The organism is Streptomyces aureocirculatus (genome assembly GCF_000720475.1).
In the GTDB taxonomy this organism is placed as follows: Bacteria; Actinomycetota; Actinomycetes; order Streptomycetales; family Streptomycetaceae; genus Streptomyces; species Streptomyces aureocirculatus.
Map to the genome: position 1 here is coordinate 89,851 of NZ_JOAP01000020.1, position 22,768 is coordinate 112,618.

General features: G+C 72.6%; 20 protein-coding genes. 12 read left to right on the forward strand and 8 right to left on the reverse strand.

Features of this window, described 5'->3' with window-relative positions:
- Positions 1-45: 45 nt before the first annotated feature.
- On the reverse strand, positions 46-858 hold the full coding sequence (locus IG78_RS0119585) for an ABC transporter permease (protein ID WP_030564965.1): 813 nt from the start codon (positions 856-858) through the stop codon (positions 46-48).
- Positions 855-1,838, reverse strand: a complete 984-nt coding sequence (locus IG78_RS0119590) for an ATP-binding cassette domain-containing protein (protein WP_199813279.1) — start codon at positions 1,836-1,838, stop codon at positions 855-857. Before IG78_RS0119590 ends, IG78_RS0119585 begins: the two co-directional genes overlap by 4 nt.
- A 108-nt stretch (positions 1,839-1,946) precedes the next feature.
- On the opposite strand from IG78_RS0119590, the gene IG78_RS0119595 reads away from it, so the two are divergent.
- The 4 genes from IG78_RS0119595 to IG78_RS0119610 all read left to right on the forward strand — a co-directional run bounded on the left by IG78_RS0119595 (position 1,947) and on the right by IG78_RS0119610 (position 7,602).
- Positions 1,947-2,663: a TetR/AcrR family transcriptional regulator gene (locus IG78_RS0119595; protein ID WP_030564969.1), complete on the forward strand. Its 717-nt coding sequence runs from the start codon at positions 1,947-1,949 to the stop codon at positions 2,661-2,663.
- A 115-nt stretch (positions 2,664-2,778) separates the two neighbouring features.
- Entirely contained in the window at positions 2,779-3,693 is a 915-nt protein-coding gene (locus IG78_RS0119600; RefSeq protein ID WP_030564971.1) for a HipA family kinase, read from the forward strand.
- On the forward strand, positions 3,690-3,983 hold the full coding sequence (locus IG78_RS0119605; protein WP_030564973.1) for an Rdx family protein: 294 nt from the start codon (positions 3,690-3,692) through the stop codon (positions 3,981-3,983). The genes IG78_RS0119600 and IG78_RS0119605 overlap by 4 nt, the downstream gene beginning before the upstream one ends.
- Positions 3,984-4,020: 37 nt before the next feature.
- A complete protein-coding gene (locus IG78_RS0119610; protein ID WP_030564975.1) occupies positions 4,021-7,602 on the forward strand; it encodes an AAA family ATPase in 3,582 nt (1,193 codons plus the stop codon).
- A gap of 139 nt (positions 7,603-7,741) precedes the next feature.
- Here the strand turns inward: IG78_RS0119610 and aceB are convergent, their stop codons facing one another.
- Together aceB and IG78_RS0119620 are read right to left on the reverse strand one after the other, a co-directional pair.
- Positions 7,742-9,364, reverse strand: coding sequence for a malate synthase A (gene aceB / locus IG78_RS0119615; RefSeq protein WP_030564977.1), 1,623 nt, complete (start codon positions 9,362-9,364; stop codon positions 7,742-7,744).
- A 247-nt stretch (positions 9,365-9,611) separates the two neighbouring features.
- Positions 9,612-10,295, reverse strand: coding sequence for a nucleotidyltransferase family protein (locus IG78_RS0119620; RefSeq protein ID WP_078965254.1), 684 nt, complete (start codon positions 10,293-10,295; stop codon positions 9,612-9,614).
- A 185-nt stretch (positions 10,296-10,480) separates the two neighbouring features.
- Between IG78_RS0119620 and IG78_RS0119625 the strand changes: the two genes are divergently transcribed.
- On the forward strand, positions 10,481-10,798 hold the full coding sequence (locus tag IG78_RS0119625; RefSeq protein ID WP_030564981.1) for a DUF5955 family protein: 318 nt from the start codon (positions 10,481-10,483) through the stop codon (positions 10,796-10,798).
- Between the two features lie 252 nt (positions 10,799-11,050).
- Here IG78_RS0119625 and IG78_RS0119630 read toward each other — a convergent pair whose 3' ends face one another.
- Complete coding sequence (locus IG78_RS0119630; RefSeq protein ID WP_030564983.1) at positions 11,051-11,860, reverse strand: IclR family transcriptional regulator; 810 nt, start codon at positions 11,858-11,860, stop codon at positions 11,051-11,053.
- Between the two features lie 337 nt (positions 11,861-12,197).
- Here IG78_RS0119630 and allB point away from each other — a divergent pair, with 337 nt between their 5' ends.
- Positions 12,198-13,541 (forward strand): allantoinase AllB, encoded by a 1,344-nt coding sequence (allB, locus tag IG78_RS0119635; RefSeq protein WP_030564985.1) that lies wholly within the window; start codon positions 12,198-12,200, stop codon positions 13,539-13,541.
- Positions 13,542-13,546: 5 nt separating this feature from the next.
- Positions 13,547-14,668: an allantoicase gene (gene alc, locus IG78_RS0119640; RefSeq protein ID WP_030564988.1), complete on the forward strand. Its 1,122-nt coding sequence runs from the start codon at positions 13,547-13,549 to the stop codon at positions 14,666-14,668.
- A gap of 430 nt (positions 14,669-15,098) precedes the next feature.
- Here the strand turns inward: alc and IG78_RS0119645 are convergent, their stop codons facing one another.
- Positions 15,099-15,839, reverse strand: coding sequence for a 3-oxoacyl-ACP reductase family protein (locus tag IG78_RS0119645; RefSeq protein ID WP_030564990.1), 741 nt, complete (start codon positions 15,837-15,839; stop codon positions 15,099-15,101).
- A 285-nt stretch (positions 15,840-16,124) separates the two neighbouring features.
- Here IG78_RS0119645 and IG78_RS0119650 point away from each other — a divergent pair, with 285 nt between their 5' ends.
- Positions 16,125-16,559: a guanyl-specific ribonuclease gene (locus IG78_RS0119650; RefSeq protein WP_030564992.1), complete on the forward strand. Its 435-nt coding sequence runs from the start codon at positions 16,125-16,127 to the stop codon at positions 16,557-16,559.
- Between the two features lie 67 nt (positions 16,560-16,626).
- Here the strand turns inward: IG78_RS0119650 and IG78_RS0119655 are convergent, their stop codons facing one another.
- The gene (locus IG78_RS0119655; RefSeq protein WP_030564995.1) at positions 16,627-16,833 is read right to left on the reverse strand and encodes a hypothetical protein; all 207 of its coding nucleotides are present in this window, start codon (positions 16,831-16,833) and stop codon (positions 16,627-16,629) included.
- Between the two features lie 321 nt (positions 16,834-17,154).
- On the opposite strand from IG78_RS0119655, the gene IG78_RS0119660 reads away from it, so the two are divergent.
- The 4 genes from IG78_RS0119660 (at position 17,155) to IG78_RS0119675 (ending at position 21,614) form a co-directional block, all read left to right on the forward strand.
- A complete protein-coding gene (locus tag IG78_RS0119660) occupies positions 17,155-18,372 on the forward strand; it encodes a sensor histidine kinase (protein WP_030564996.1) in 1,218 nt (405 codons plus the stop codon).
- A gap of 92 nt (positions 18,373-18,464) precedes the next feature.
- Complete coding sequence (locus tag IG78_RS42295; protein ID WP_225882117.1) at positions 18,465-19,811, forward strand: hypothetical protein; 1,347 nt, start codon at positions 18,465-18,467, stop codon at positions 19,809-19,811.
- Positions 19,812-19,902: 91 nt separating this feature from the next.
- On the forward strand, positions 19,903-20,895 hold the full coding sequence (locus IG78_RS42300) for a hypothetical protein (RefSeq protein ID WP_051852770.1): 993 nt from the start codon (positions 19,903-19,905) through the stop codon (positions 20,893-20,895).
- Between the two features lie 50 nt (positions 20,896-20,945).
- Positions 20,946-21,614 (forward strand): response regulator, encoded by a 669-nt coding sequence (locus tag IG78_RS0119675; RefSeq protein ID WP_030565000.1) that lies wholly within the window; start codon positions 20,946-20,948, stop codon positions 21,612-21,614.
- Between the two features lie 48 nt (positions 21,615-21,662).
- Here the strand turns inward: IG78_RS0119675 and IG78_RS0119680 are convergent, their stop codons facing one another.
- Positions 21,663-22,697: a Gfo/Idh/MocA family protein gene (locus IG78_RS0119680; protein WP_030565002.1), complete on the reverse strand. Its 1,035-nt coding sequence runs from the start codon at positions 22,695-22,697 to the stop codon at positions 21,663-21,665.
- Between the last annotated feature and the right edge of the window lie 71 nt (positions 22,698-22,768).

Here is a 22,768-nt window from a genome sequence, read left to right on the forward strand (position 1 = left end):
CGGCGTCGTCAAAAGAGGGGCACCGGGGACGGAGGCCCCTTCTGCTCACCGGACGGATTTCCGGTTGTACTGGGCCAGTGCCCAGAAGTAGCCGACAAGGGCGATCGCACCGCACCAGACGGCGGTGAGCACGATGTCCTTGCCGGCGGCCTCGCCGTCGAGCAGGCCCCTGACGGCGTCGATGAACGGAGTGAAGGGCTGGTGCTCCGAGAACCAGCGCAGTCCGTCGGGCATCGTGCCGGCCGGCACGAAGCCGCTGCCCAGGAACGGCAGCAGCACCAAGGGCATGGGCAGGTTGCTCGCGACCGACGCGGAGCCCGCGGAGGTGCCCAGGGCGACGGCCAGCCAGCTCAGGGCGAAGGCGATCATGGCGAGCACCGCGGCCGCGCCGAGCCAGTCCGCGGCGTTCGCGTCGGGCCGGTAGCCGAGCAGCAGCGCGATGCTCATGACACCGACCATGCCGAGGAGTGTCTGGATCATGGATCCGATGACATGGCCGGTCAGTACGGCGCCGCGGGCGATGGCCATGGTGCGGAAGCGCGCGATGATCCCCTCCGTCATGTCGGTGTTCACCGTGACGGAGGTCGTCTGGGAGCCGGCGGAGATGCCCAGGACGAGGACGCCGGGGACGACATAGGTCAGATAGCGCTCGGTCCCGTGGGCCCCGATGCCGGCGCCGATGGTGTTGCCGAAGACGTAGACGAACAGCACCAGGAAGATCACCGGCACGGCGATCACGACGATCACCTGCGTCGGGTTGCGCTGCATCCGTTTGAGGTTGCGTCCCAGCATGGTGAGGGTGTCGGTGAGCGGGTGCGTGGCCGACCTGCGCGGAGCGGGGGCGAGGGTGGTGCTCATCGGGTCACGCTCTCTTCCTTCTTGCCGGTCGCGCCGGACTTGCCGGTCGCGCCGGTCAGAGCGAGGAACACGTCGTCGAGGTTGGGGGTCTGCACGCCCAGGGAGAGCGGTTCGATCCGCGCCCGGTCCAGTTGGCCGAGGACCGTGCGGATCGAGCGGGTGCCGAGGGCGTCCATCGGGGCGGTGAGGGTCAGGGTCTCGTCCTCCCGGGTCGATCCCGGCACCGCCCGGGCCGCGGCGTCGAGGGTGGCGGCGGTGTCGAAACGCAGCTCGATCCGCCCTCCGCCGATCCGGGCCTTGAGCTGCTCCGAGGTGCCGTCGGCGACGAGCCTGCCGCCGTCCAGGACGGCGATCCAGTCGGCCAGTTGGTCGGCCTCCTCCAGATACTGCGTGGTGAGGAGGACCGTGGTCCCCTGGGCGACGACGTCGCGGACGATGTCCCACATCGCCTGTCGGCTGCGCGGGTCGAGCCCGGTGGTGGGCTCGTCCAGGAAGATGATCTGCGGCCGGTCCAGCAGGGTCAGCGCCAGGTCGAGCTTGCGGCGCATGCCGCCGGAGTAGGTGTGCAGCGGTTTGCGTGCCGCTTCGCTGAGTTCGAACAGCTCAAGGAGGTCGGCGATCCGGCGCTGGGCCGCCGCCCGGTCGAGGTGCCGGAGCCTGGCGATCAGGCGCAGGTTCTCCTCGCCGGTGAGCTGTTTGTCCACTGCCGCGAACTGACCGGTGAGCCCGATGGCCGAGCGGACGGCGTCGGGATCTTTCCGCAGGTCGTGACCGGCCACCTGGGCTTCGCCCGCGTCGGGCTGAACGAGGGTGCTCAGGATGTGCACCGTGGTGGTCTTGCCGGCGCCGTTCGGCCCCAGCAGGGCGAACACGGTGCCTGGGGGCACGTCGAGATCCACGCCCGCGAGAACCTGTTTCGAGCCGTAGGACTTGCACAACCCGCGCACCCGCACCGCGGGGGCAACCGTCGCCTCAGTCATCGTCAGCCACTCCTCGTACACTGTTCAAGTCCGTACTTGAACACCGTACGGGAGGCTCCGAGTGGCACGCAAGTGAGTCTCGGACACTGTTCAAGTTAGGCTGGGCCCATGACCCGTCGAACCCTGAACCAGGGGCACATCGTCAGTGCCGCCATCTCGCTGCTCGACGAGGAAGGCCTCGACGGCCTCAGCATGCGTCGACTCGGACAGAGCCTCGGCTCGGCCGCGACGTCGGTGTACTGGCACGTGCAGAGCAAGGAGAACCTGATAGCTCTGGCCAGCGACCGGATCTGGGGCAGGATCTCCTTGCTGGACCCCGCGGAGGTGGGGTGGCGGCGAGCCGCCACCGAGCTCGCACGCAGCACGTACGACCTCGGGGTGACCCATCACTGGCTGATTCCCGCGATCCCCAGTTGTCTGGCCTACGGCGTCGGGATGGCCCGCTACCAGGACCACAGCTACGCGATCTTCGAGACCGCGGGGTTCACCGGCGTCGACCTCGACTGGGCGGTCAACACCCTGTTCACGCTGGTGATCGGTGCCGCCTACCAGGACTCCGCGCAGGCCCGGTTGCTGAAGAGCCACCAGGACAACGAGGCGGTCCGGCAGCGGTTGCAGGAGGCCGCGGCCAGCGCCGACCAGATCGTGGCGCAGTTCCCCCGCCTCAAGGCGCGGGTGGCGGAACAGGCGCAGCTCAACGCCGATCCGGGTACCGCGCGCATCGACGCGCTCGAGTTCGGTCTTGGCATCGTCCTCGACGGCATGGCGGTCCGGCTCGGCCAGAGCCTCGATACGGCCGCGGGGGCGGGCGTTACTCGTTCATGATCACCCCCGGTTACTATGCTCCCCCTGCGCTCGGAGCCGGAAGGAAGGCAGCAGACCCTCCACGTCCGAGGCCGAGCAGGGACGGCGAGCCCAGAGGGGCGGATGGGCTGGGAGAATGCTGAGAGAGGTCACTGCTACCCGCTATATCGAGGCTCTGCGGGCGGGCGGCTCCGTGCCCGGAGTCGTCGAGGCCGACGACCTCGGGACCTATGTCCTGAAGTTCACCGGCTCCGCGCAGGGCCGCAAGGCGCTGGTCGCCGAGATCATCGTCGGTGAGCTGGCGCGCCGCCTCGGCCTGCGCGTGCCCGACCTCGTGCTCGCCCACTTCGACCCCGCGGTCGCCGCGGACGAACCGCACCAGGAGGTCCAGGACCTGCTGCGCGGGAGCGCGGGCGTCAACCTGGGCATGGACTATCTGCCCGGGGCGCGGGACTTCACCCCGGACACCGAACTCGACGTGGACCCGGAGGAAGCGGGCAAGGTCGTCTGGCTCGACGCGCTGACCGCGAACGTCGACCGCACGGTGCACAGCTCGAACCTCATGGTGTGGCCCACGTTCGGCGTCCGGCCGCCGAAGCTGTGGCTCATCGACCACGGCGCCGCCCTGGTCTTCCACCACCGCTGGGACGCCGCGTCGGTCCTCGCCACCGCCGAGAAGGCGTACGACTTCCGCCAGCACGCCCTCGGCCGCTACGGCCCCGACACCCGCCGGGCCGACGCCGAACTGGCGCCGCTGGTGACCGAGGACCTGCTGCGCGAGATCACGGCGGACGTCCCCGACGCCTGGCTGACCGACGAGCCCGGCTTCACCTCGCCCGACGAACTCCGCGACGCCTACGTCACCTACCTCACGGCCCGCGCCCGCGCCTCCGCCGCCTGGCTCCCCACCGACTTCCCCTCCCGCGCCCAGCTCGCCGCCGAGGACGTACGCCGCGCCGAGGCCACCGAGGCCTCCCGCCCCGCCTGGCTCAAGCGGGTCCCCGACCTGCACGGCAAACCCGACCCGCGCCCCGCGAAGAGGTACCCATGACCGACAGCACCGAGACCCCACGGGCCCACCGCGTCGAGATCGAGTACTGCACCCAGTGCCGCTGGCTGCCCCGCGCCGCCTGGCTCGCCCAGGAACTCCTGACCACCTTCGAGACGGAGCTGACCGACCTCGCCCTGAAGCCGGGCACGGGCGGGGTCTTCGTCGTCCGTGTGGACGGCGAGCCGGTGTGGGACCGTAAGGAGCAGGGATTCCCGGAGCCGACGGCCGTCAAGCGCCTGGTGCGCGACGCCGTGGCGCCGGGTCGGAGCCTCGGCCACTCGGAGAAGTAGCGAGCGCCGGTGCCGGGCGCGGGGGAGGGGGCCGGGGATGCGGTCGTCGCCGCCCGGCAGGACCCCGCTCGACCTGAAGGCGCTGCTCATCGGGGTGGTCCTCGGCTTCGGCACGAACCTGGTGACGGCCGAGCCCGCCGCGTGGTGGGGGCCACTGCCCCTGAACGAGCGGTACGCGGCCCTCTGGCTGCCGCTTGCGATCGGCGCGGTGGCCGGGTGGGAGTACGCACGGCGCAGAGCGGAGCGGCGCCGTGTGCCCTGGACCCGGTCGGACAGCCCCTACCCGGGACTTGAGGCCTACGGGGCGGACCGGGCGGAGGTGTTCTTCGGACGCGAGGCGGAGACGGCCGAGATCGTGGACCGCGTGAGCGGCGGCCGAGCGGTCGCGGAGCGCTGGACCACCGTCGTCGGCCCCTCCGGAAGCGGCAAGTCGTCCCTCCTCGCCGCGGGAGCGCTGCCCCGCCTGCGCGGCCACCACGCGGTGCTCGGACCGATGCGCCCCGGCGCCCTGCCTTTCCTCGCCCTCGCCCAGACGCTGGCCGCGGACCGGTCCACCGCGGACGGCCCGGCCGCCGTCGAGCACCTCGCCGCCGCGCTGCGTGCCGACGCGGTGGCAGCCGCGGCGTCACCGGACGGGGGCCACCCCGCCGCGCTGGCCGCCGCCCTCCTGTCGGTGCAGGGGCGCCGGGCCCGCACGGTCCTGGCCCTGGACCAACTGGAGGAGGTCTTCCGCCTCGTGCCGGAGGACGAACGCGCCCTCTTCCTCGGCCTGCTGCGGGCGGCACTGCGCACCCACCCGCAGCTCCACGTCCTGGCCGCGCTGCCGACCGAGAACCTGCGCGAGGCGGCCACGGGCCCGCACGCGGACCTCTTCCGCGCCCGGGTGCTGCTCCCGCCCCTGGGCGCGGTCCAGACCCGCGCGGCGATCACCGGACCCGCGAAGGCGGCCGGGGTGCACATCGACGCGGAGGTGGTGGAACTCCTCGCCGCCGAGGCGACCGCGGGCAACACCCTGCCCCTGCTCGGCCAACTGCTGCGCGACCTCTACGAGTCGGCGCCCTCCGGCTCCGGTGTCGGGCTCGAACTCCTCGCGGAAAAAGGCCCGTTGGCCGAGGCGATCGGGCGGCACGCCGAAGTCGCGTACGCGCGCATCGCGCAGGCGCACCCGGCGGAGACGATCGACGCGCTCCTGATCGAGTTCGTCTCGTGGGACGAACGCGGGTGCGGCCGCAAGGTCGTGGCCGCGGGCACCCTCGACGGACCGCGGCGGGAGATCGCCGAAGCACTGCGCGGGGCCCGTCTGCTGACCGAGACCGACTCCGGCGACGCCTTCGACCTCGTCCACGAGGCCGTACTGCGGCACTGGCCGCGCCTGCGCGACCTCATCGCCCGCCACGAGGAGGTCCTGCGCCTGGTCACGGACCTCGAACGCAGGGCGGCCGCCTGGCGGTCGCGCGGCATGTCCGGAGACGAACTGCTGCGCGGCCGGAGCCTCACCCGGGCGGTGGACGTGACGGCCGGGCACAGCGTCTCGGCGGCGGCCCTCGACCTGGTCGCGGCCTCCCTCCGGCAGGAGCGGCGGGAATCCGACGCACGGGCGGACGCCCTGGCGGTATGGGCCCAGCAGGTGCACGCGGCCGGGGACGAACCCGGACTCGCGCTCGCGCTGGCCGCCACCGCCGTACGCGAGTACGGCGCCACGCCGGCCTCCACGCTGACCCTCTGGGGCATCACGCGTCCCCCCGACACCGAGCACCTCGCGTTCGGGCACGCCGGGAAGATCCTCGCGCTCGGCTGGGACCGTACCTCCGGGACGCTGCGGACCATCGGGGAGGACGGCCGGATCGTCACGTGGACGGCCGAGGGGGACCTGGCCGGTCAGGAGGCCGTGGGACTCGGGCAGTTGCTCAAGGCCGGGGTCGGCGGGGGCGACGCGTACTGGGTGGCGGCGCAGCCCCCGGGGCCGCTGGAGGTCCGCAGGTTCGGCGACCCCGGCCACCTCGCGAGGACGGACGACTACGGTCCGAACGCGGTGGCGGTCTCCCGCGACGGCAGGTGGGCGGCGGCCTCGTTCACCGGGTCCGGCGTCGGCATCGTGGAACTCGCCGCCGCGGGAGGCGGCCCGGTCGCCCAGTGGGTCCTGGACGGCGCGGGGGTTTCCGGGCTGAAGTGGTCTCCCGACGCGACACACCTGATGGTCGTGGAGTGGGACGTCCTGAGGGTGGTGCGGATCGCGGACGCCACGACCCTCTGGGTGCTCCCGCGGTCCGGGGCGGGCCGGTTGCCGGAAGCCTGCGTCGACTGGGCGCCGGACGGCGAGAGGGTCGCGATGGGGTCCGGAGAGCTCCTGCACGTCGTCTCCGCACGGGACGGCGCCGTCGTCGCGGAGCGGGGGACGGCCGGACCGGTGTCGGCGCTCTCCTGGTCGCCCGACGGCCGGTTCATCGCTGTCGCGGAGTCGGCGGCGGCCGGTGCGCGCATGACGGTGTGCGACGCCGCCACCTTGGCGGAGCGGCACGCGCCGCGCGTCCTCGACGCGAGCGCCGACGCGCTCGCGTGGAGTGGCGACTCCGCACAACTGGCATGGACGTCGGGCGGCGCCGCCGTCATCCTCGACGTGTCCTCCGGGCGGCAGTGCGCCCCGGCGACCGGGACGCTGAGCGACGTCTCGTGGGACGGCGACCGCGTGGCCGCCGTCGTGAGGGGCTCAGGGTCCGTGCGGATGGTCCGTACGGGGGCCTCGCCCCTGCCCGCGCAGATCATGAGGGCGGAGGACCCCCGCCCGGTCAAGGTGGCATGGATGCCCGACGGCGACCTCGTCGCCGTCTCGTTCAAGGACCGGGTGGAGCTATGGGACGCGACGCGCGGGACCCGCACCGCCCGGCTCGACCCGGCCTCGAATGTGCCCGCCGTCTGCGCGTGGTCCCCCGACGGCACGGCACTGGCGACGCTGGGGCGGGACTTCTGGCTGAGCGAGCCCGACCGTGTCGAGGTGTGGGACCCCGCGACGGGGACCCGCGTCGCCGTCATGGACGCCGACGACCGGTTGTGCGGCGTGCTGGCGTGGAGTCCCGGCGGCAGCGCGCTCGCCGGGGTGACGAAGGACGGGCCGCTGACCGTCTGGAACCCGCGCACGGGTGCCAGGACGGCGACGGTCGCCACGGCCACCGGCACGGCGGTCGCGCTCTGCTGGTCGCCGGACGGCCGGGCGGTCGCCCGGCTCGGGCAGGACTCAAGGATGAGCGTCCACGAGATCGCCTCCGGTGACGAACTCGTGCGCACCGTCCGGGGCGGTGACGGCGGCGCGAACCTGGCGTGGTCGCCCGACGGCCGTCACCTGGCGACCACCGGAATCCACTGGGTGCGGTTCTGGCAGGCCGCCACGGGGGAGTGCCTGGCGGTGGCCCGGACGGACGCGGTCATGGCGCTCGACGCCCGCTGGCTCGACGACCGCCGCTTCGCGGTGACGGGCGAGAACCACGTTCGGTCCGTGTGGACACTGCCCGAGCGGTCCGACGCGCTCACCTGTACGTCCCTCCTGGACGCCGCGGGCGACGACCCGCGCGCCCTGACCGCCGAGGAACGCGGGCGGTTCGGCGTGCCCGTGGCCGAGGACTGACGGCGCCGCCCCGGCACCGAACGGCGCCGCCCCGGCACCGAACGGCGCCGCCCCGGCACCGAACGGCGCCGCCCCGGCACCGAACGGCACCGCCCCGGCACCGAACGGCACCGGGGCGGCGGCCTGCGTACCGGCGGATTCAGCGCAGCCGCTCGTACGCGGGCAGCGTCAGGAAGTCCGCGTAGTCCGCGTCCAGGGAGACCTGGAGGAGGAGGTCATGGGCCTCCTGCCACTTGCCCGCCGCGAAGGCGTCCGCGCCGATCTCGGTGCGGATGGCGTCGAGTTCGGCGGCGGCGATCTCGCGGGTCAGCTCCGCCGTGGCGGGCCTGCCGTCCTCGAAGACGACGCCCGCGTTGATCCACTGCCAGATCTGGGAGCGGGAGATCTCGGCGGTGGCCGCGTCCTCCATGAGGTTGAAGATGGCGACGGCGCCGAGGCCGCGCAGCCAGGCCTCGATGTAGCGGATGCCGACCTGGACGGCGTTGACGAGGCCGTCGTAGGTGGGGCTCGCGTCGAGGGAGTCGATCGCGATCAGGTCGCCGGGGGCGACGCTGACGTCCTCGCGCAGGCGGCCCTTCTGGTTCGGCCGGTCGCCGAGGACCCTGTCGAAGGACTCCATGGCGATGGGGACGAGGTCGGGGTGGGCGACCCAGGAGCCGTCGAAGCCGTCGCCCGCCTCGCGGTCCTTGTCGGCGCGGACCTTCTCGAAGGCGACCTTGTTGACCTCGGCGTCCTTGCGGGACGGGATGAACGCCGCCATGCCGCCGATCGCGTGCGCGCCGCGCTTGTGGCAGGTGCGGACGAGGAGTTCGGTGTAGGCGCGCATGAACGGCGCCGTCATCGTGACCGCGTTGCGGTCCGGCAGCACGAACTTCCTGCCGCCGTCACGGAAGTTCTTGACGATGGAGAAGAGGTAGTCCCAGCGCCCCGCGTTCAGACCGGAGGCGTGGTCCCGCAGCTCGTACAGGATCTCCTCCATCTCGTACGCGGCCGTGATGGTCTCGATGAGGACGGTGGCGCGGACGGTGCCTTGAGGGATGCCGACGTAGTCCTGCGCGAAGACGAAGATGTCGTTCCAGAGGCGGGCCTCCAGGTGCGACTCCGTCTTCGGGAGGTAGAAGTACGGACCCTTGCCGAGGTCGAGCAGGCGCTGGGCGTTGTGGAAGAAGTACAGGCCGAAGTCGACGAGCGCGCCCGGCACCGGGCGTCCCGCCTCGTCGGTCAGGTGCCGCTCGTCCAGGTGCCAGCCGCGCGGACGCATCACGACGGTGGCGAGTTCGGCGGCGTCCTTGAGGGCGTACGACTTGCCGGTGCGCTCGTCGGTGAAGTCGATGCGGCGCTCATAGGCGTCGGTGAGGTTGCGCTGGCCGAGGATCACGTTCTCCCAGGTGGGGGCCGAGGCGTCCTCGAAGTCGGCGAGCCAGACCTTCGCGCCGGAGTTGAGCGCGTTGATGGTCATCTTGCGGTCGGTGGGACCGGTGATCTCCACCCGGCGGTCGTTCAGGGCGGCCGGGGCGGGAGCGACCTTCCAGGAGTCGTCCGCGCGGATCGCGGCCGTCTCCGGCAGGAAGTCCAGGGTCGAGGTGCGGGCGATCTCGACGCGGCGCTCCGCGCGGCGGGTGAGGAGCTCGTCACGGCGGGGTGTGAACTGCCGGTGCAGCTCGGCCACGAAGGCGAGGGCCGCGGGGGTGAGGACCTCTTCCTGCCGGGGCAGGGGCTCGGCGTCGACGATGGCCAGCGGGGACGGCGCTGGTGCGGACATGAGCTGTCACTTCCTTCAGCGAGCTTGCGGCACGGGCTTGCGTCACGGGCGGAGCGGTGCGCCGCGGGCCGCCGGGCGGTCGTCACGGCACTCGGTGCCGCGGGGCCGAGATACGGCTGCGGGCGCCGTCCACCGGGACAGGCGCTTCTGAGCAGTGGATACTAGTTTTCTTATGGTGGAAGTTCAATCGATTGTTGATGTCGAGATTCTCTCCGTCGACAGAACATGGCGCTGAGTGCCATGCCGGTCACTCCAAGTGGGTCAGGTCCGACATGGTGTCGATGTCGTACGGGTCCGCCACGTCCCCGCACTCAACGGCGGTTACGGCCGCCGCGAACTCCTTGAGGTAGGCCCGGGCGCCCCGGTCGCCGGTCGCGCTCACCGTGATGCCGTCCCAGTGGTCCGCGCCGAACAGGACCGGATGGCCGCGCTCACCCCCGTATGTCGCCGCCGCGAGCGTCGCCGTGGAGCGGAAGGCGGCCCGCACCCGCGACACCGCCGCCGCGCCGATGCCCGGCTGGTCCACCAGGCACACGAGCACCGCCCCCGCCCCCGACCCGCGCAGCGACGCCAGGCCCGCCCGCAGCGAGGACCCCATGCCCTCGTGCCAGTCCGGGTTGTCCACGAGCGTGCACCCCGGCAGCTTCGCCCGCTCCCGTACGACATCGGCGGTGGCGCCGAGCACGATGTGCACCCGGGTGCAGCCGCCGTTGCGCAGCGCCCGCGCCGCACGCTCCACGAACAACTCGCCCCGGTGCTCAAGGAGCGCCTTCGGGCAGCCGCCGAGACGCCGTCCGCCACCCGCCGCGAGCAGCAGGCCGACGACCTCGGACGAGGCGGCGGGGGCGGAGGGCGACGGCGGTTCGGCCAGTGGTCCGGTGGGTGGCCCGGTCGGCGATTCGGTCGGCGATCCGGTCAGTGATTCGGTCATGACTCTTGCTTACCGCATGGGTTCTGGGGACCCTGTTCCGGCCGGGGGCGTGGCCGAAAGTGACACGTGCGTGGCCGCGTGGCCGCACGCTGCCCGCGCCCCTTCGGTGTCCGGCCGGCGCCGCGGCGGGTCCGCCCGGGCCCGCACGCGCGAAAGGCGTACAACGACGTGTGAGGGGGAGAGCTGTGTTGCGGAGCGTTGGGCAGAGAACGGTGGCGGAGAGTTCCGGGGATCCGCGGGTGGCGGAGCTGCGGGCGGCCGTGTCCCGACTGCGCCGGCAACTCGCCGCGCATCCCGGGGAGTTTCCGGACCGGGCGATAGCCGAGGACGAGTTAGCGGCGTTGGCCGGTATGGCTGCGGCGGGTGTTCCTGAGCCGCGTCGGCTGCGGCGTTCCCTGCTGCTCGTCGCGAGCTCCATCGGCTCGGTCAGCGCCCTGGCCGTTCCCCTCGCGGGTGTCAGGGGAGCGGTTGAGCTCTTCGGGGGGCCGCTGCTTCCCGAGTGACCGCGGGGTGGTCCTGCGCGGGGCGCCCCGCTGTATCCATCAGCGCGCTCCGCGCGCGGGCGCCCCTTCTCCGATCCTGGGGCTCCGCCCCAGACCCCCGTTATCGGCCTGCGGCCTCGTCCTCAATCGCCGGACGGGCTCGATTTTTCGCCGGTGCGGCGCAGATCGTATAGCCCGTCCGGCGATTGAGGACGAGGCGCGGAGCGCCGATACGGGGTGGGGCGGAGCCCCAGGGGCGGGCGGGCGGGTGGGTCAGGCTGACGGAGCGGACGTGGCCAAGGCCTCGGAGAGTTCCGCGGCCACCTGCTGCAGGATCGGCACGATCTTCTCGGTGGCGGCCTCGGTGACACGGCCCGCGGGGCCGGAGATGGAGATGGCGGCGGCGGTGGGGGAGTCGGGCACGGGCACGGCGAGGCACCGGACGCCGATTTCCTGTTCGTTGTCGTCGACGGCGAACCCCGCGCGGCGCACCTCTTCGAGGGCGTCGAGGAAACCGTCGGGGGTGGTGATGGTCTTCTCCGTGGCGGCGGGCATGCCCGTACGGGCAAGGAGGGCGCGCACCTCCTCCGGCGGGGTGTGCGCGAGCAGCGCCTTGCCGACGCCGGTGGAGTGCGGCAGAACCCGCCGCCCCACCTCGGTGAACATCCGCATGGAGTGCTTGGACGGCACCTGCGCCACGTACACGATCTCGTCGCCGTCGAGCAGGGCCATGTTCGCCGTCTCGCCGGTCTCCTCGACGAGGCGGGCGAGATAGGGCCGCGCCCAGGTGCCGAGCAGCCGGGACGCGGACTCACCGAGGCGGATCAGGCGCGGGCCGAGCGCGTAGCGGCGGTTGGGCTGCTGGCGTACGTACCCGCAGGCGACGAGCGTGCGCATCAGCCGGTGGATCGTCGGCAGCGGAAGGCCGCTGCTCGCGGACAGCTCGCTCAGGCCGACCTCGCCACCCGCGTCCGCCATCCGCTCGAGCAGGTCGAAGGCGCGCTCGAGGGACTGCACGCCCCCGCTCGCGGGGGTCGCGGAGGACTTCGCGGCCTCGGTGGTGCTGGCGCTTGACGTCGGCACGGCGCGTTCCTTTCAGGGCCTTACAGGATGGCAGGCAAGGCAGCAGCCTACCGGGCACTCTCCGGGGGAGCCCCGGCGCCGTCGTCACGTCGGTGCCGGTCGAGGGGGTGGGTGGTGGGTGCTTCGGTGGGCGTTTGTCCGGTCTTCGGGGTGGGGTCCCGGCTTCCCTTGACGGTCCGCGTTGTGCGTAGCTACGTTCTGGTGTGCGGAATTCTACTTCCACTTTGTGGAAACGTATAGGCCCTTGACGGGGTGCGTCCCGAGGGGAAAACTTCTTCAACAGAACGTTGAATTCCGCTGGCCGGAAGGCCGGGAGACCGAACAGAGAGGGGTCGCGGTGGCCGACGTGGATCTGGTGCTGCGCTCGACGCGCGTCATCACCCCGGAGGGGACGCGTGCCGCGTCCGTCGCCGTCTCGGACGGCACGATCGTGGCGGTGCGCGACCATGACGCGGCGGTGCCGACGCACGCGCGTATCGAGGACTTCGGCGACGACGTGCTGCTGCCGGGACTCGTCGACACCCACGTCCACGTCAACGACCCGGGCCGTACCGAGTGGGAGGGCTTCTGGACCGCCACCCGCGCCGCGGCGGCCGGTGGCATCACGACGCTGGTCGACATGCCCCTCAACTCCCTGCCGCCGACCACGTCGGTCGCGGGCCTCCGTACGAAGAAGGACGTCGCCGCCTCCAAGGCGCACGTCGACGTCGGCTTCTGGGGCGGCGCGCTGCCCGACAACGTGCAGGATCTGCGGCCGCTGCACGACGCGGGGGTGTTCGGGTTCAAGTGCTTTCTCTCGCCCTCGGGTGTGGAGGAGTTCCCCGAGCTGACGCAGGATCAACTGGCCGTGTCCATGGGGGAGATCGCCGGTTTCGGGGGTCTGCTCATCGTGCACGCCGAGGACCCGCACGAGCTGGCCGCCGCCTCCGCCTCGGGGAAGGGGGGTCCCCGGTACGCGGACTTCCTCGACACGCGCCCGCGCGTCAGTGAGGACACCGCGATCGAGGGCCTGATCACCCTCGCCAAGCGCATCGGTGCCCGCGTGCACGTCCTGCACCTGTCGTCCTCCGACGCCCTGCCGCTGATCGCCGCCGCCAAGCGCGAGGGCGTCAGGCTCACCGTGGAGACCTGCCCGCACTACCTCACCCTGACCGCCGAGGAAGTCCCCGACGGCGCCAGCGAGTTCAAGTGCTGCCCGCCCATCCGTGAGGCCGCCAACCAGGACCTGCTGTGGCAGGCGCTCGCCGACGGCACCATCGACTGTGTCGTGACCGACCACTCCCCGTCCACCGCCGACCTCAAGACGGCCGACTTCGCGACCGCCTGGGGCGGCATCTCCGGGCTCCAGTTGAGCCTGCCCGCCGTGTGGACCGCCGCCCGCGCCCGCGGGTACGGCCTTGAGGACGTCGTGCGCTGGATGTCCACGCACACGGCGCGCCTGGTCGGCCTGGAACAGAAGGGCGCCATCGAGGCCGGCCGCGACGCCGACTTCGCGGTCCTCGCGCCCGACGAGACCTTCACCGTGGACCCCGCGCGGCTCCAGCACCGCAACCGCGTCACCGCCTACGCGGGCAAGACGCTCAGCGGCGTAGTGAAGTCCACCTGGCTGCGCGGCCAACGCATCGTGTCCGACGGCGAGTTCACCGAACCGGCGGGCCGACTTCTGGAAAGGAAGAACTGATCACCGTGACGGCGACACCGATATCCGGCTTCACCGGCGACGCGAACCCCTACGGCGGCGGCGACCCCTACGCCGACTACCGCACCGCCGACTTCCCCTTCATCCAGTACGCGAACCTCGCGGACCGCCAGCTCGGTGCCGGTGTCATCGCCGCCAACGACGAGTTCTTCGCCATGCGCGAGAACCTGCTGCTGCCCAACGACGCCGAGTTCGACCCCGAGCACTTCGGCCACAAGGGCAAGGTCATGGACGGCTGGGAGACCCGACGGCGGCGCGGGATCCGTGCCGAGCAGCCCTGGCCCACCGAGGACGACCACGACTGGGCGCTCGTCCGGCTCGGCGCGCCCGGCGTCATCCACGGCCTCGTGATCGACACCGCGCACTTCCGCGGCAACTATCCGCAGGCGGTGTCGGTCGAGGGCACCAGCGTGGAGGGTTCGCCCACGCCGACGGAACTTCTCGCCGACGACGTCAAGTGGACCACCCTCGTGCCCCGCACCCCCGTCGGCGGCCACGCGGCCAACGGGTTCGCCGTGGACGTGCCGCAGCGGTTCACACACCTCCGTGTCAACCAGCACCCCGACGGCGGCATCGCGCGCCTTCGCGTGTACGGCGAAGTCCTCGCCGACCCCGCCTGGCTGACCGCCCTCGGCACCCTCGACGTCGTCGCCCTGGAGAACGGCGGTCAGGTCGAGGACGCGTCCGACCGCTTCTACTCGCCCGCCACCAACACCATCCAGCCCGGGCGCTCCCGGAAGATGGACGACGGCTGGGAGACGCGGCGGCGGCGCGACCGCGGGCACGACTGGATCCGCTACCGCCTCGCCGCGCAGTCCGAGATCCGCGCCCTGGAGATCGACACCGCGTACCTCAAGGGAAACTCCGCCGGATGGGCCTCGGTGTCCGTACGGGACGGCGAGTCCGGCGAGTGGGTGGAGATCCTGCCCCGCACCCGGCTCCAGCCCGACACCAGCCACCGCTTCGTCCTCGCCGCGGCGGCCATCGGTACCCACGCGCGCGTGGACATCTTTCCCGACGGGGGGATCTCGCGGCTGCGACTGTACGGGGCGCTCACGCCGTCCGGCGCGGAGGCGTTGACGGCGCGGTACCGGGAGCTCGGGGGCTAGGGCCTGTCGTCAAACTCCCTCCTGCCCCGCGACGCCATGCACGCCCTCTCGCCGCACCGGACGCAGACCCAAGTACGTCCAGTACGAGGGTCCGCGCCCGGCACGCCGAGAGCACGCGCCTGACGCCGCGGGGCCGCCCTCCGGGCGACGGAGGGAGTTTAACGACAGGCCCTAAAGCGTGTTGCACAACGACCGAACGATCTTTCGCGACCGTTTAGCGGTGCCGACCAGACCAGCGAAAACGGGTACCGAATCGGGCAGTTGACCTCGTGGTTGGTGGCCGGATCTGAACGTGATCGCCGTTGTGCAACACCCTTTAGGGGCCAATCGCCGGACGGGCTCTTCAGAGCCCCTCCGGCGATTGAGGAGCGGGGTCCGGGGCAGAGCCCCGGGATCGGGAAGGGGCGGGGTCGGGGGACCCCCGTCAGGGCTACGCCGCGTGCCCTCCGTCCACAGAGAACTCCGCCCCCGTCACATAGGCGGCCTCCTCCCCGGCGAGATAAGCCACCGCGGAGGCGACCTCCCCGGCGGAGCCGTACCGCCCGAGCGCCGTCCCGGCGGCCTGGGCCTCGGCGTAGGGCCCGTCGGCGGGGTTCATGTCGGTGTCGATCGGCCCGGGGTGCACCAGGTTCACGGTGACCCCGCGCTCCCCGAGCTCTCGGGCAAGCGCCTTGGTGAGCCCGACGAGCGCGGCCTTGCTCGTGGAGTACAGGGTGCCGCCGGGGCCGGGCACGCGCTGGACGATGCAGGACCCGATGGACACGATGCGCCCACCGCGCCCCATCCGCCCGGCCGCGGCCTGCGCGGCCAGGAACACACCGCGTACGTTCACATCGAGCACCCGGTCGATGTCGGCGAGGGCGAGGTCGCCGATGGGGCCGAGGACCCCGACGCCGGCGTTGTTCACCAGGATGTCCAGGCCGCCCAGGTCGTCGGCGGCCCGCTCGACCGCGCCGACGGCGTCCCCCGTGTCGGCCGCGTCGGCCCGGATCGCGTACCCGCGCCGCCCCATCGACTCGATCCTGGCGACGACGTCCCGGGCGGCGTCCTCGCCCCGCACGTAAGTGATCGCCACATCGGCGCCCTCCTGCGCGAGCCGCAGGGCCGTCGCCGCGCCGATGCCGCGGCTGCCGCCGGTGACCAGGGCCTTCTTGCCGGTGAGAGTAGACATGTTGATTCCCGTCCTTGTTTCGGCCTGGAGCCTTCGGCCTGGAGCCTTCGGCCTGGAGGTTCCGGTCTGGAGGTTCCGGCCCGAGGTTTCCGCCTGGAGCTAAGTGCTTTCGGGTTCAATCAAAGCGACGGACGCCGTCGGCGGCTGGCGGGAAATGGACGCGGAGATCAGGGGGCGTGGGGGAGCGCCCGGATTCGTGAGGACTCCGGGGAGGTGGTTAACTTCCGGAAAATTCGGCGCACTTGACGTTGACACATCAACCTCTACGCGCGTCATGCTTGATCCATGCGAATCCCCCCACGGATCTTCAGCGTCACTGCCCTCGCCGCCGCCCTGCTCGTCGGCGGCTCCGTCACCGGCACCGCGAACGCCGCGCCCCAGTCGGTGACGGCCGTCGCGCCGGGCGTCACGGCGGCCCGGTTCCAGGCCGCCGCCGTCGGCGAGATCTGCTACTCCGCCCTGCCCTCCCAGGCGCACGACACCCTCGAACTGATCGACAAGGGCGGCCCCTACCCGTACCCGCAGGACGGCACCGTCTTCCAGAACAGGGAAGGCATCCTGCCGAAGCAGAACACCGGGTACTACCACGAGTTCACCGTCAGGACGCCCGGCTCCTCCGACCGCGGCGCGCGCCGCATCGTCACCGGTGACCGCAGCCAGGAGGACTACTACACCGCCGATCACTACCGCTCGTTCGACCTCGTCGACCACGGCTGCTGAGCAGTCGACCACGCCTGCTGAGCACACGACCCGCACGGCCCGGCAGCGCGCGACCCGCGCTGCCGGATCAGCCGAACCTGCGGCTCTCCGCCGCGGCGAACACCGCGATCGCGAGGGCGATGAGCGCGATGCTCAGATACAGCTCGTGACCGTCGGCGAAGGGGAGCCTGTGTACGACGCCCCAGTTGTGCAGCCGCCCGGTGAGCTCGCCCGCCAGGCTGACCACACCCTGGATCAGCAGGAACACACCGAGGTATTCGAGGACCTGTTTCATGGCACCGAGCGTCGCCCCGCGGACCCCTCACGCACATCGGCCGCGGGGCGGCGCCGTCCCTGCCGCAAGGCGCTCCCCGGCACGGGAGGGGCCCGCCGAAAGTCTCGCGTCGCCCGACTTTCGTCGATGACCACGGCCGGGGGCGGGCGGCGGGTCAGGAGGTGCGTAGATTTGTCGATTGTGAAGAGTCGGACGAGTCGGACGAGTCGGGTCGGCCGGGCGAGCAGGGCACGCGGCCGGGCGCGTGGTACGCAGCCAGAGGGCGAGGCGGGCGCGGTGGGGGCCGTGGGCGCACCGGGGGCCGGGAGCGGCGCGGACCCCATGGCCCGTCGGCAGTGGTTCCTGCCGTCCGCCGTCGCCGCCGAGTTCGACCCCGACCGGATCACCGGCAGGACCGGGCGGCACAAGCGGACGGTGCGCGACTGGCTCGTCGACTTCGCCTGTTTCTTCGCCGCCGTCTTCCTCGGCCTGATCATCAGCGACGAGGTGGCGAACGACCCCGCACTCTCCGAGGGCCTGGTCGCGCTCGACCACCTCCTCGGCGCGCTCGCGTGCGCCGCCGTGTGGCTGCGCAGGCGCTGGCCGGTGGGGTTCGCCACCGCCATGCTGGTGGTCAGCCTGGCCTCGAACACGGCGGGCGGCGCCGCACTCGTCGCCTACTTCACGCTCGCCGTGCACCGCCCGTGGAAGTACCCGGCGTGGTTCGGCGGCACGGCCGTCGCCCTGATGATCCCCTTCTACGCGTGGCGGCCCGACCCCGACCTGCCCTATGTGGTCTCGATCGTCCTCACCACGCTGCTCACCGCGACCGCCATCGCCTGGGGCATGTTCGTACGCTCCCGGCGCCAGCTCCTGCTCGCGCTGCGCGACCGCGCGCGGCGCGCGGAGAACGAGGCCGCGCTGCGCGCCGAGAAGGCCCAGCAGCTCGCCCGCGAGGCCATCGCCCGCGAGATGCACGACGTCCTCGCCCACCGGCTCACCCTGCTCAGCGTGCACGCGGGCGCCCTGGAGTTCCGGCCGGACGCGCCCCGCGAGGAGATCGCCCGCGCGGCAGGCGTCATCCGTGAGAGCGCGCACGAGGCGTTGCAGGACCTGCGCCAGGTCATCGGGGTGCTGCGGGGCGGTGACACGGACGCGTCGGGACGGCCGCAGCCCACGCTCTCCGCCCTCGACGCGCTGGTCGCCGAGTCCCGCGACGCGGACATGAAGGTGGTCCTCGACCTGCGCGTCCCCGACCCGGACGCGGTGCCCGCGGCGATCGGCCGCACCGCCTACCGCATCGCCCAGGAAGGCCTGACCAACGCCCGCAAACACGCGCCCGGAGCCGAGGTGACCGTCACCGTCGCGGGCGCGCCCGGCGAGGGCCTCGCCCTGTCCGTCCGCAACCCCCCGCCGCCCGGTGACGTACCGGACGTTCCCGGCTCCGGGCAGGGCCTCATCGGCCTCACCGAACGCGCCTCGCTGGCCGGTGGGCGGCTCACCCACGGCGGCGGCCCCGACGGGAGCTTCACGGTCGACGCCTGGCTGCCGTGGCCGTGACGGTAACGGCCTCCGTGATCTCCGCAGCCTGCTGAATTCGCTCCCGCACACCTTCTGTACGATCAGCCGCCGCATACAGAGAGGCGGAGTTCGTGACGGGGGAGAACTCAGTGGACCGGCTCGTCGATCGGCCCGTTGACGGGCTCGTCGATGGGCTCGTTGACGGGTCCGTGGACGGGTCCGCGGACCGGCTCGTGGGTCCGCTCGCACGCGTACGGCGGGTGGTCAGGACGAGACGCGGCGGCGCGGCCACCGGCCTCGTGGTCGCCCTGCTCGCCGGCGGGATCGGCACCTGGGCCACGGACACCTGGCCCTTCGAGGGCCGTGACCACTACTGCTGGGGCGCGTGGCAGCAGGACAGCGGTCCCGGGGTCCTCGGCGACGAGGCCTTCAGCGGCGACGACGGCCGCAGCCGCACCTCCACCGGGTCCGCCCCGACAGCGGGCACGCCGCGCGGCGAGTGCCGCCTCACCGTCAGCTCCCGCGACCGGTACAGCGACGGCGACGAGAAGCGGCAGCGCACCACCGTCACGGTGAAGTACGGCCCCGCGCCCGGGCCCACCGCCGACCGCGTCCGCTGGCTCGGCGGCTACCTCGGCGACCGCGCGATGCCCCTGCCGGACGGCCTTCCCGGCGTCGCCGACGGACACCACGGACTACTCGTGCTGCCCGAGCGCTGCGACACCCGCGACGGGCGGCCCACCGCCGTCACCCTGAACGGGCAGGAACGGGCCGACGCGGACGCCGCCCTGTCCGGCGTCCCCGACCTCGGCGGTTCCCGGGCCGTCGCCGAACTCCTCGTCGCCGCCGCCAACAAGGGGATGGAGTCCGCCGGTTGCGCCGGTCCGGAGCCCCTGCTGGTCAGCGGTCCCGTACCGACGCTGCCGGAGCGAGCGGAGACCTTCGCCGAGGGCGGCGCGTGCCGCATCCCCGGCCTCGACATCGAGGGCGGCCTCGACAAGGAGACCGCGCTGCGCGTCCAGTACCAGGTCGGCGCCGTCAACAAGGACCTACAGTCCTGCTCGGTCCGCGTCGGCCGCTCACTGCGCCTCGGCGAGCGCTCGGACCAGCAGCTCTTCGACGCCGTGATGGTGCGGGAACCACGCCTCACGGCGCTCCTCGACGGGGTGGGCGGCGAGAAGCCGTCCGGCAAGGAGGCCGGAAAGTCCTCCGGCAAGCCGCTCGGCAAGGGCTGGCGCGGTACGGGCGTGTCCGGCGAGGACTTTGCGCTCGTGCGCGCCGGGTGCGCGGGGCGTTCGGCGGCGTTCCTGACCTTCGGTACGTCGGTGGGCTCATCGGCCGCGCACTCGGGGCACTTCGCCACCTTCAGCAACGCGGTCGCGCGACGGCTCGGTTGCGCACCTGTGGCGCCGGGTGCTCCGGGTGCTTCGGGTGCGCCGAGTACGGCAGGTACGGCAAAGGACGGGAGCGGCCAATGAGCGCGGGGGAGAAGCCGGAGGGCGCCGTGAGCCTGGACGAGAAGAGTGCCCCGCGGCCCTGGTGGCACTGGCGGCGGCTCACCCGAGGGCGTTGGCGGCCCGCGGTGGCCGCCGCCGTCGCCGGGGCGCGTTCAACGAGGACGACGTCGCGGACCTGTTCCACGGCAAGCGGGACATCAAGTCCTCCGAGGTGGGCGTCAGTTACGACCGCGTCGCCTCGGAGGGGCCCGCCGGCTCCTGCGAACTGCTCTCGCCGCGCGGCCACCGCGTCCGGGCCCGACTGCACCAACTCGACGTCCGCTTCGCGGGCGCCGGCGACAAGTGGGCGGACGAGTTCCTGTCCGCCCGGATGACGCCCCTCGGCGGCGGTCTCCTCGGCATGGTGTCGGACACGCGCGCGTGGCTCGCGGTCCCCGAGGGCTGCGTCGGCCGGAGCAGCGACGACGACGGCCCGCTCGTCCTCGACATGGAGGCGGGCTGGACGACGTACGACGACGTCGTGGACACCGGTGAACGCGCCCGCCTCGCCCGGGCCGTGGTCAAGCTCGTCAACGACTACATGGCCGAACGGGGCTGCGAAAGCCCCGTAGCCGACCCCACCGCACGCCTCGCCGCACCCGCGCGCTTCACGGACGAGAAGCGGAACGCGATCTGCGGCGTCGAGGGACTGGGGCTGCCGGGCCGGGACCGGAAGAGCCGCTACGACCGGCCGCTGGTCACCGCGGGCACGGCCGCACCCGTGCGGACCTGCGACCGGGACGTGCTGTTCGGCCACCCGAGGCTGCGCCTGATGACGGTCGAGGACCCCCGGCTCGCGGTGCTCTACAAGGGCCTCTCGTACGACGGCGGGCGCCCGGTCACGGCGGCGGGGGACGGCAGGGCCCAGGTGCGCGGGCGCGGGTTCCTGCGCGACGACATGGGGCTCTTCCAGGCGTCCTGCCAGACCGGGGACGTCACCTTCCTGGTCCGTGCGGCGGACGGGCGCAGAGCCGCGGACATCCGCAGACTGCTGCCCCAGTACGTCGCCCTGGAGGCCGACCGGCTCGGCTGCGGGCCGCTGCGTCTGTCGCTGCCGCCGGCCTGACCGCGGCCGACCGTGCGGACCAGGGGCGGACCGCTGGTTACGGTAGGCGCATGAAACCGATCAGGCTGCTGCTCGTCGACGACGACCCGCTGGTTCGCGCCGGGCTCTCCTTCATGCTCGGCGGCGCGGACGACATCGAGATCGTGGGGGAGGCCGGGGACGGCAGTGAGGTCGCCGCGCTGGTCGGTGAGGTACGGCCCGATGTCGTCCTGATGGACATCCGGATGCCGACGATGGACGGCCTCGCGGCCACCGAGGCGCTGCGCAAGCGGCCCGACGCCCCCGAGGTCGTCGTCCTCACCACCTTCCACGCCGACGAGCAGGTGCTGCGGGCCCTGCGCGCCGGGGCCGCCGGTTTCGTCCTGAAGGACACCGCGCCCGCCGAGATCGTGGCGGCGGTACGGGCGGTGGCCGCGGGTGATCCCGTGCTCTCGCCCACCGTGACCCAGCAGTTGATCTCGCAGGTGGCGGGTGGCGGCCCCGAACTCGACCGGCGGCAGCGGGCCCGTGTACGGCTGGAGTCGCTGGGTGAGCGGGAGCGGGAGGTCGCCGTGGCCGTGGGCAAGGGGGCGTCCAACGCCGACATCGCCGCGGAGCTGTATCTGAGCGTGGCGACCGTGAAGGCCCACGTCTCCCGCATCCTCACCAAACTGGACCTCAACAACCGGGTCCAGATCGCCCTGTTGGTCCACGACGCGGGGCTGTTGAACGGGGCCTGACGGGCACACGCTGGTCGCCCCCGTCGACGACACCTCAGGACGGAGGCGTCAGCCTCCGTCGATCTCCGTGAGCCGCACCACCCTCCGTTCCGCCCGGGAGAGCTCGCACGCCTCCGCGATCCGCAACGCGTGCAGCGCCTCGCGCCCGTCGCACGGGTTGGCCCGCTCGCCCCGCACGACCTCCACGAAGGCGGCGAGCTCCGCCTCGTACGCGGGCGCGAACCGCTCCAGGAAGCCGGGCCACGGCTTGTCGGGGGCTGCGGGCCCGTTCGGCTCGGTGGAGGTGATCGGGGTGCGGTCGTCCAGGCCGACGGCCAGTTGGTCGGCCTCGCCCGCGAGTTCCATGCGGACGTCGTACCCCGCGCCGTTGCAGCGGGTGGCCGTCGCCGTGACGAGGGTGCCGTCGTCGAGGGTGAGCAGCACCGCGGCCGTGTCGACGTCGCCCGCCGTGCGGAACATGAGGGGCCCGGCGTCGGAACCGGTCGCGTACACCTCCACGACCTCCCGGCCCGTCACCCAGCGCACGATGTCGAAGTCGTGCACGAGACAGTCGCGGTAGAGGCCGCCGGAGAGCGGCAGATAGGCGGCGGGCGGCGGCGCCGGGTCCGACGTCATGGCCCGCACCGTGTGCAGCCGCCCGAGCCGGCCCGCCCGCACCGCCTCGCGCGCCGCCGCGTACCCGGCGTCGAAGCGCCGCTGGAAGCCGAGCTGGAGCACGGTGCCCGCGGCTTCGACCTCGGCGAGCGCGGCCAGGGTGCCCGGCAGGTCGAGCGCGATGGGCTTCTCGCAGAACACCGGCAGGCCCGCCCGCGCCGCCCTGCCGATCAGCTCCGCGTGCGCCGCCGTCGCCGCCGTGATCACCAGGGCGTCCACCGGGGGCCCCGCGGGCGACCCGCCCGGAGCCCCCGCCTCGAAGAGGGCGTCCACCGAAGGGGCCGTCACCGCTCCCACCCGGGCCGCGAGGTCCGCCGCCCGCGCGGCGTCCACGTCCGCGACCACGAGCGACTCCACGTCCGGGTGACGGGCGAGGACCGCCGAGTGGAAAGTGCCGATACGTCCGGTGCCGATCAGTCCGATGCGCATGGGGCCCACCTTCGCCACGCGCCCGCGCACCTGTCAATGGTTTGTCCTGACAACATAACGCGGTGCCGTCC

Coding starts and splice junctions, on each gene's coding strand:
- IG78_RS0119585 (WP_030564965.1), bottom strand. CDS start 858: ATGAGCACCACCCTCGCCCCCGCTCCGCGCAGGTCGGCCACGCACCCG.
- IG78_RS0119590 (WP_199813279.1), bottom strand. CDS start 1,838: ATGACTGAGGCGACGGTTGCCCCCGCGGTGCGGGTGCGCGGGTTGTGC.
- IG78_RS0119595 (WP_030564969.1), top strand. CDS start 1,947: ATGACCCGTCGAACCCTGAACCAGGGGCACATCGTCAGTGCCGCCATC.
- IG78_RS0119600 (WP_030564971.1), top strand. CDS start 2,779: ATGCTGAGAGAGGTCACTGCTACCCGCTATATCGAGGCTCTGCGGGCG.
- IG78_RS0119605 (WP_030564973.1), top strand. CDS start 3,690: ATGACCGACAGCACCGAGACCCCACGGGCCCACCGCGTCGAGATCGAG.
- IG78_RS0119610 (WP_030564975.1), top strand. CDS start 4,021: ATGCGGTCGTCGCCGCCCGGCAGGACCCCGCTCGACCTGAAGGCGCTG.
- aceB (WP_030564977.1), bottom strand. CDS start 9,364: ATGTCCGCACCAGCGCCGTCCCCGCTGGCCATCGTCGACGCCGAGCCC.
- IG78_RS0119620 (WP_078965254.1), bottom strand. CDS start 10,295: ATGACCGAATCACTGACCGGATCGCCGACCGAATCGCCGACCGGGCCA.
- IG78_RS0119645 (WP_030564990.1), bottom strand. CDS start 15,839: ATGTCTACTCTCACCGGCAAGAAGGCCCTGGTCACCGGCGGCAGCCGC.
- IG78_RS0119650 (WP_030564992.1), top strand. CDS start 16,125: ATGCGAATCCCCCCACGGATCTTCAGCGTCACTGCCCTCGCCGCCGCC.
- IG78_RS0119655 (WP_030564995.1), bottom strand. CDS start 16,833: ATGAAACAGGTCCTCGAATACCTCGGTGTGTTCCTGCTGATCCAGGGT.
- IG78_RS0119660 (WP_030564996.1), top strand. CDS start 17,155: ATGGCCCGTCGGCAGTGGTTCCTGCCGTCCGCCGTCGCCGCCGAGTTC.
- IG78_RS0119675 (WP_030565000.1), top strand. CDS start 20,946: ATGAAACCGATCAGGCTGCTGCTCGTCGACGACGACCCGCTGGTTCGC.
- IG78_RS0119680 (WP_030565002.1), bottom strand. CDS start 22,697: ATGCGCATCGGACTGATCGGCACCGGACGTATCGGCACTTTCCACTCG.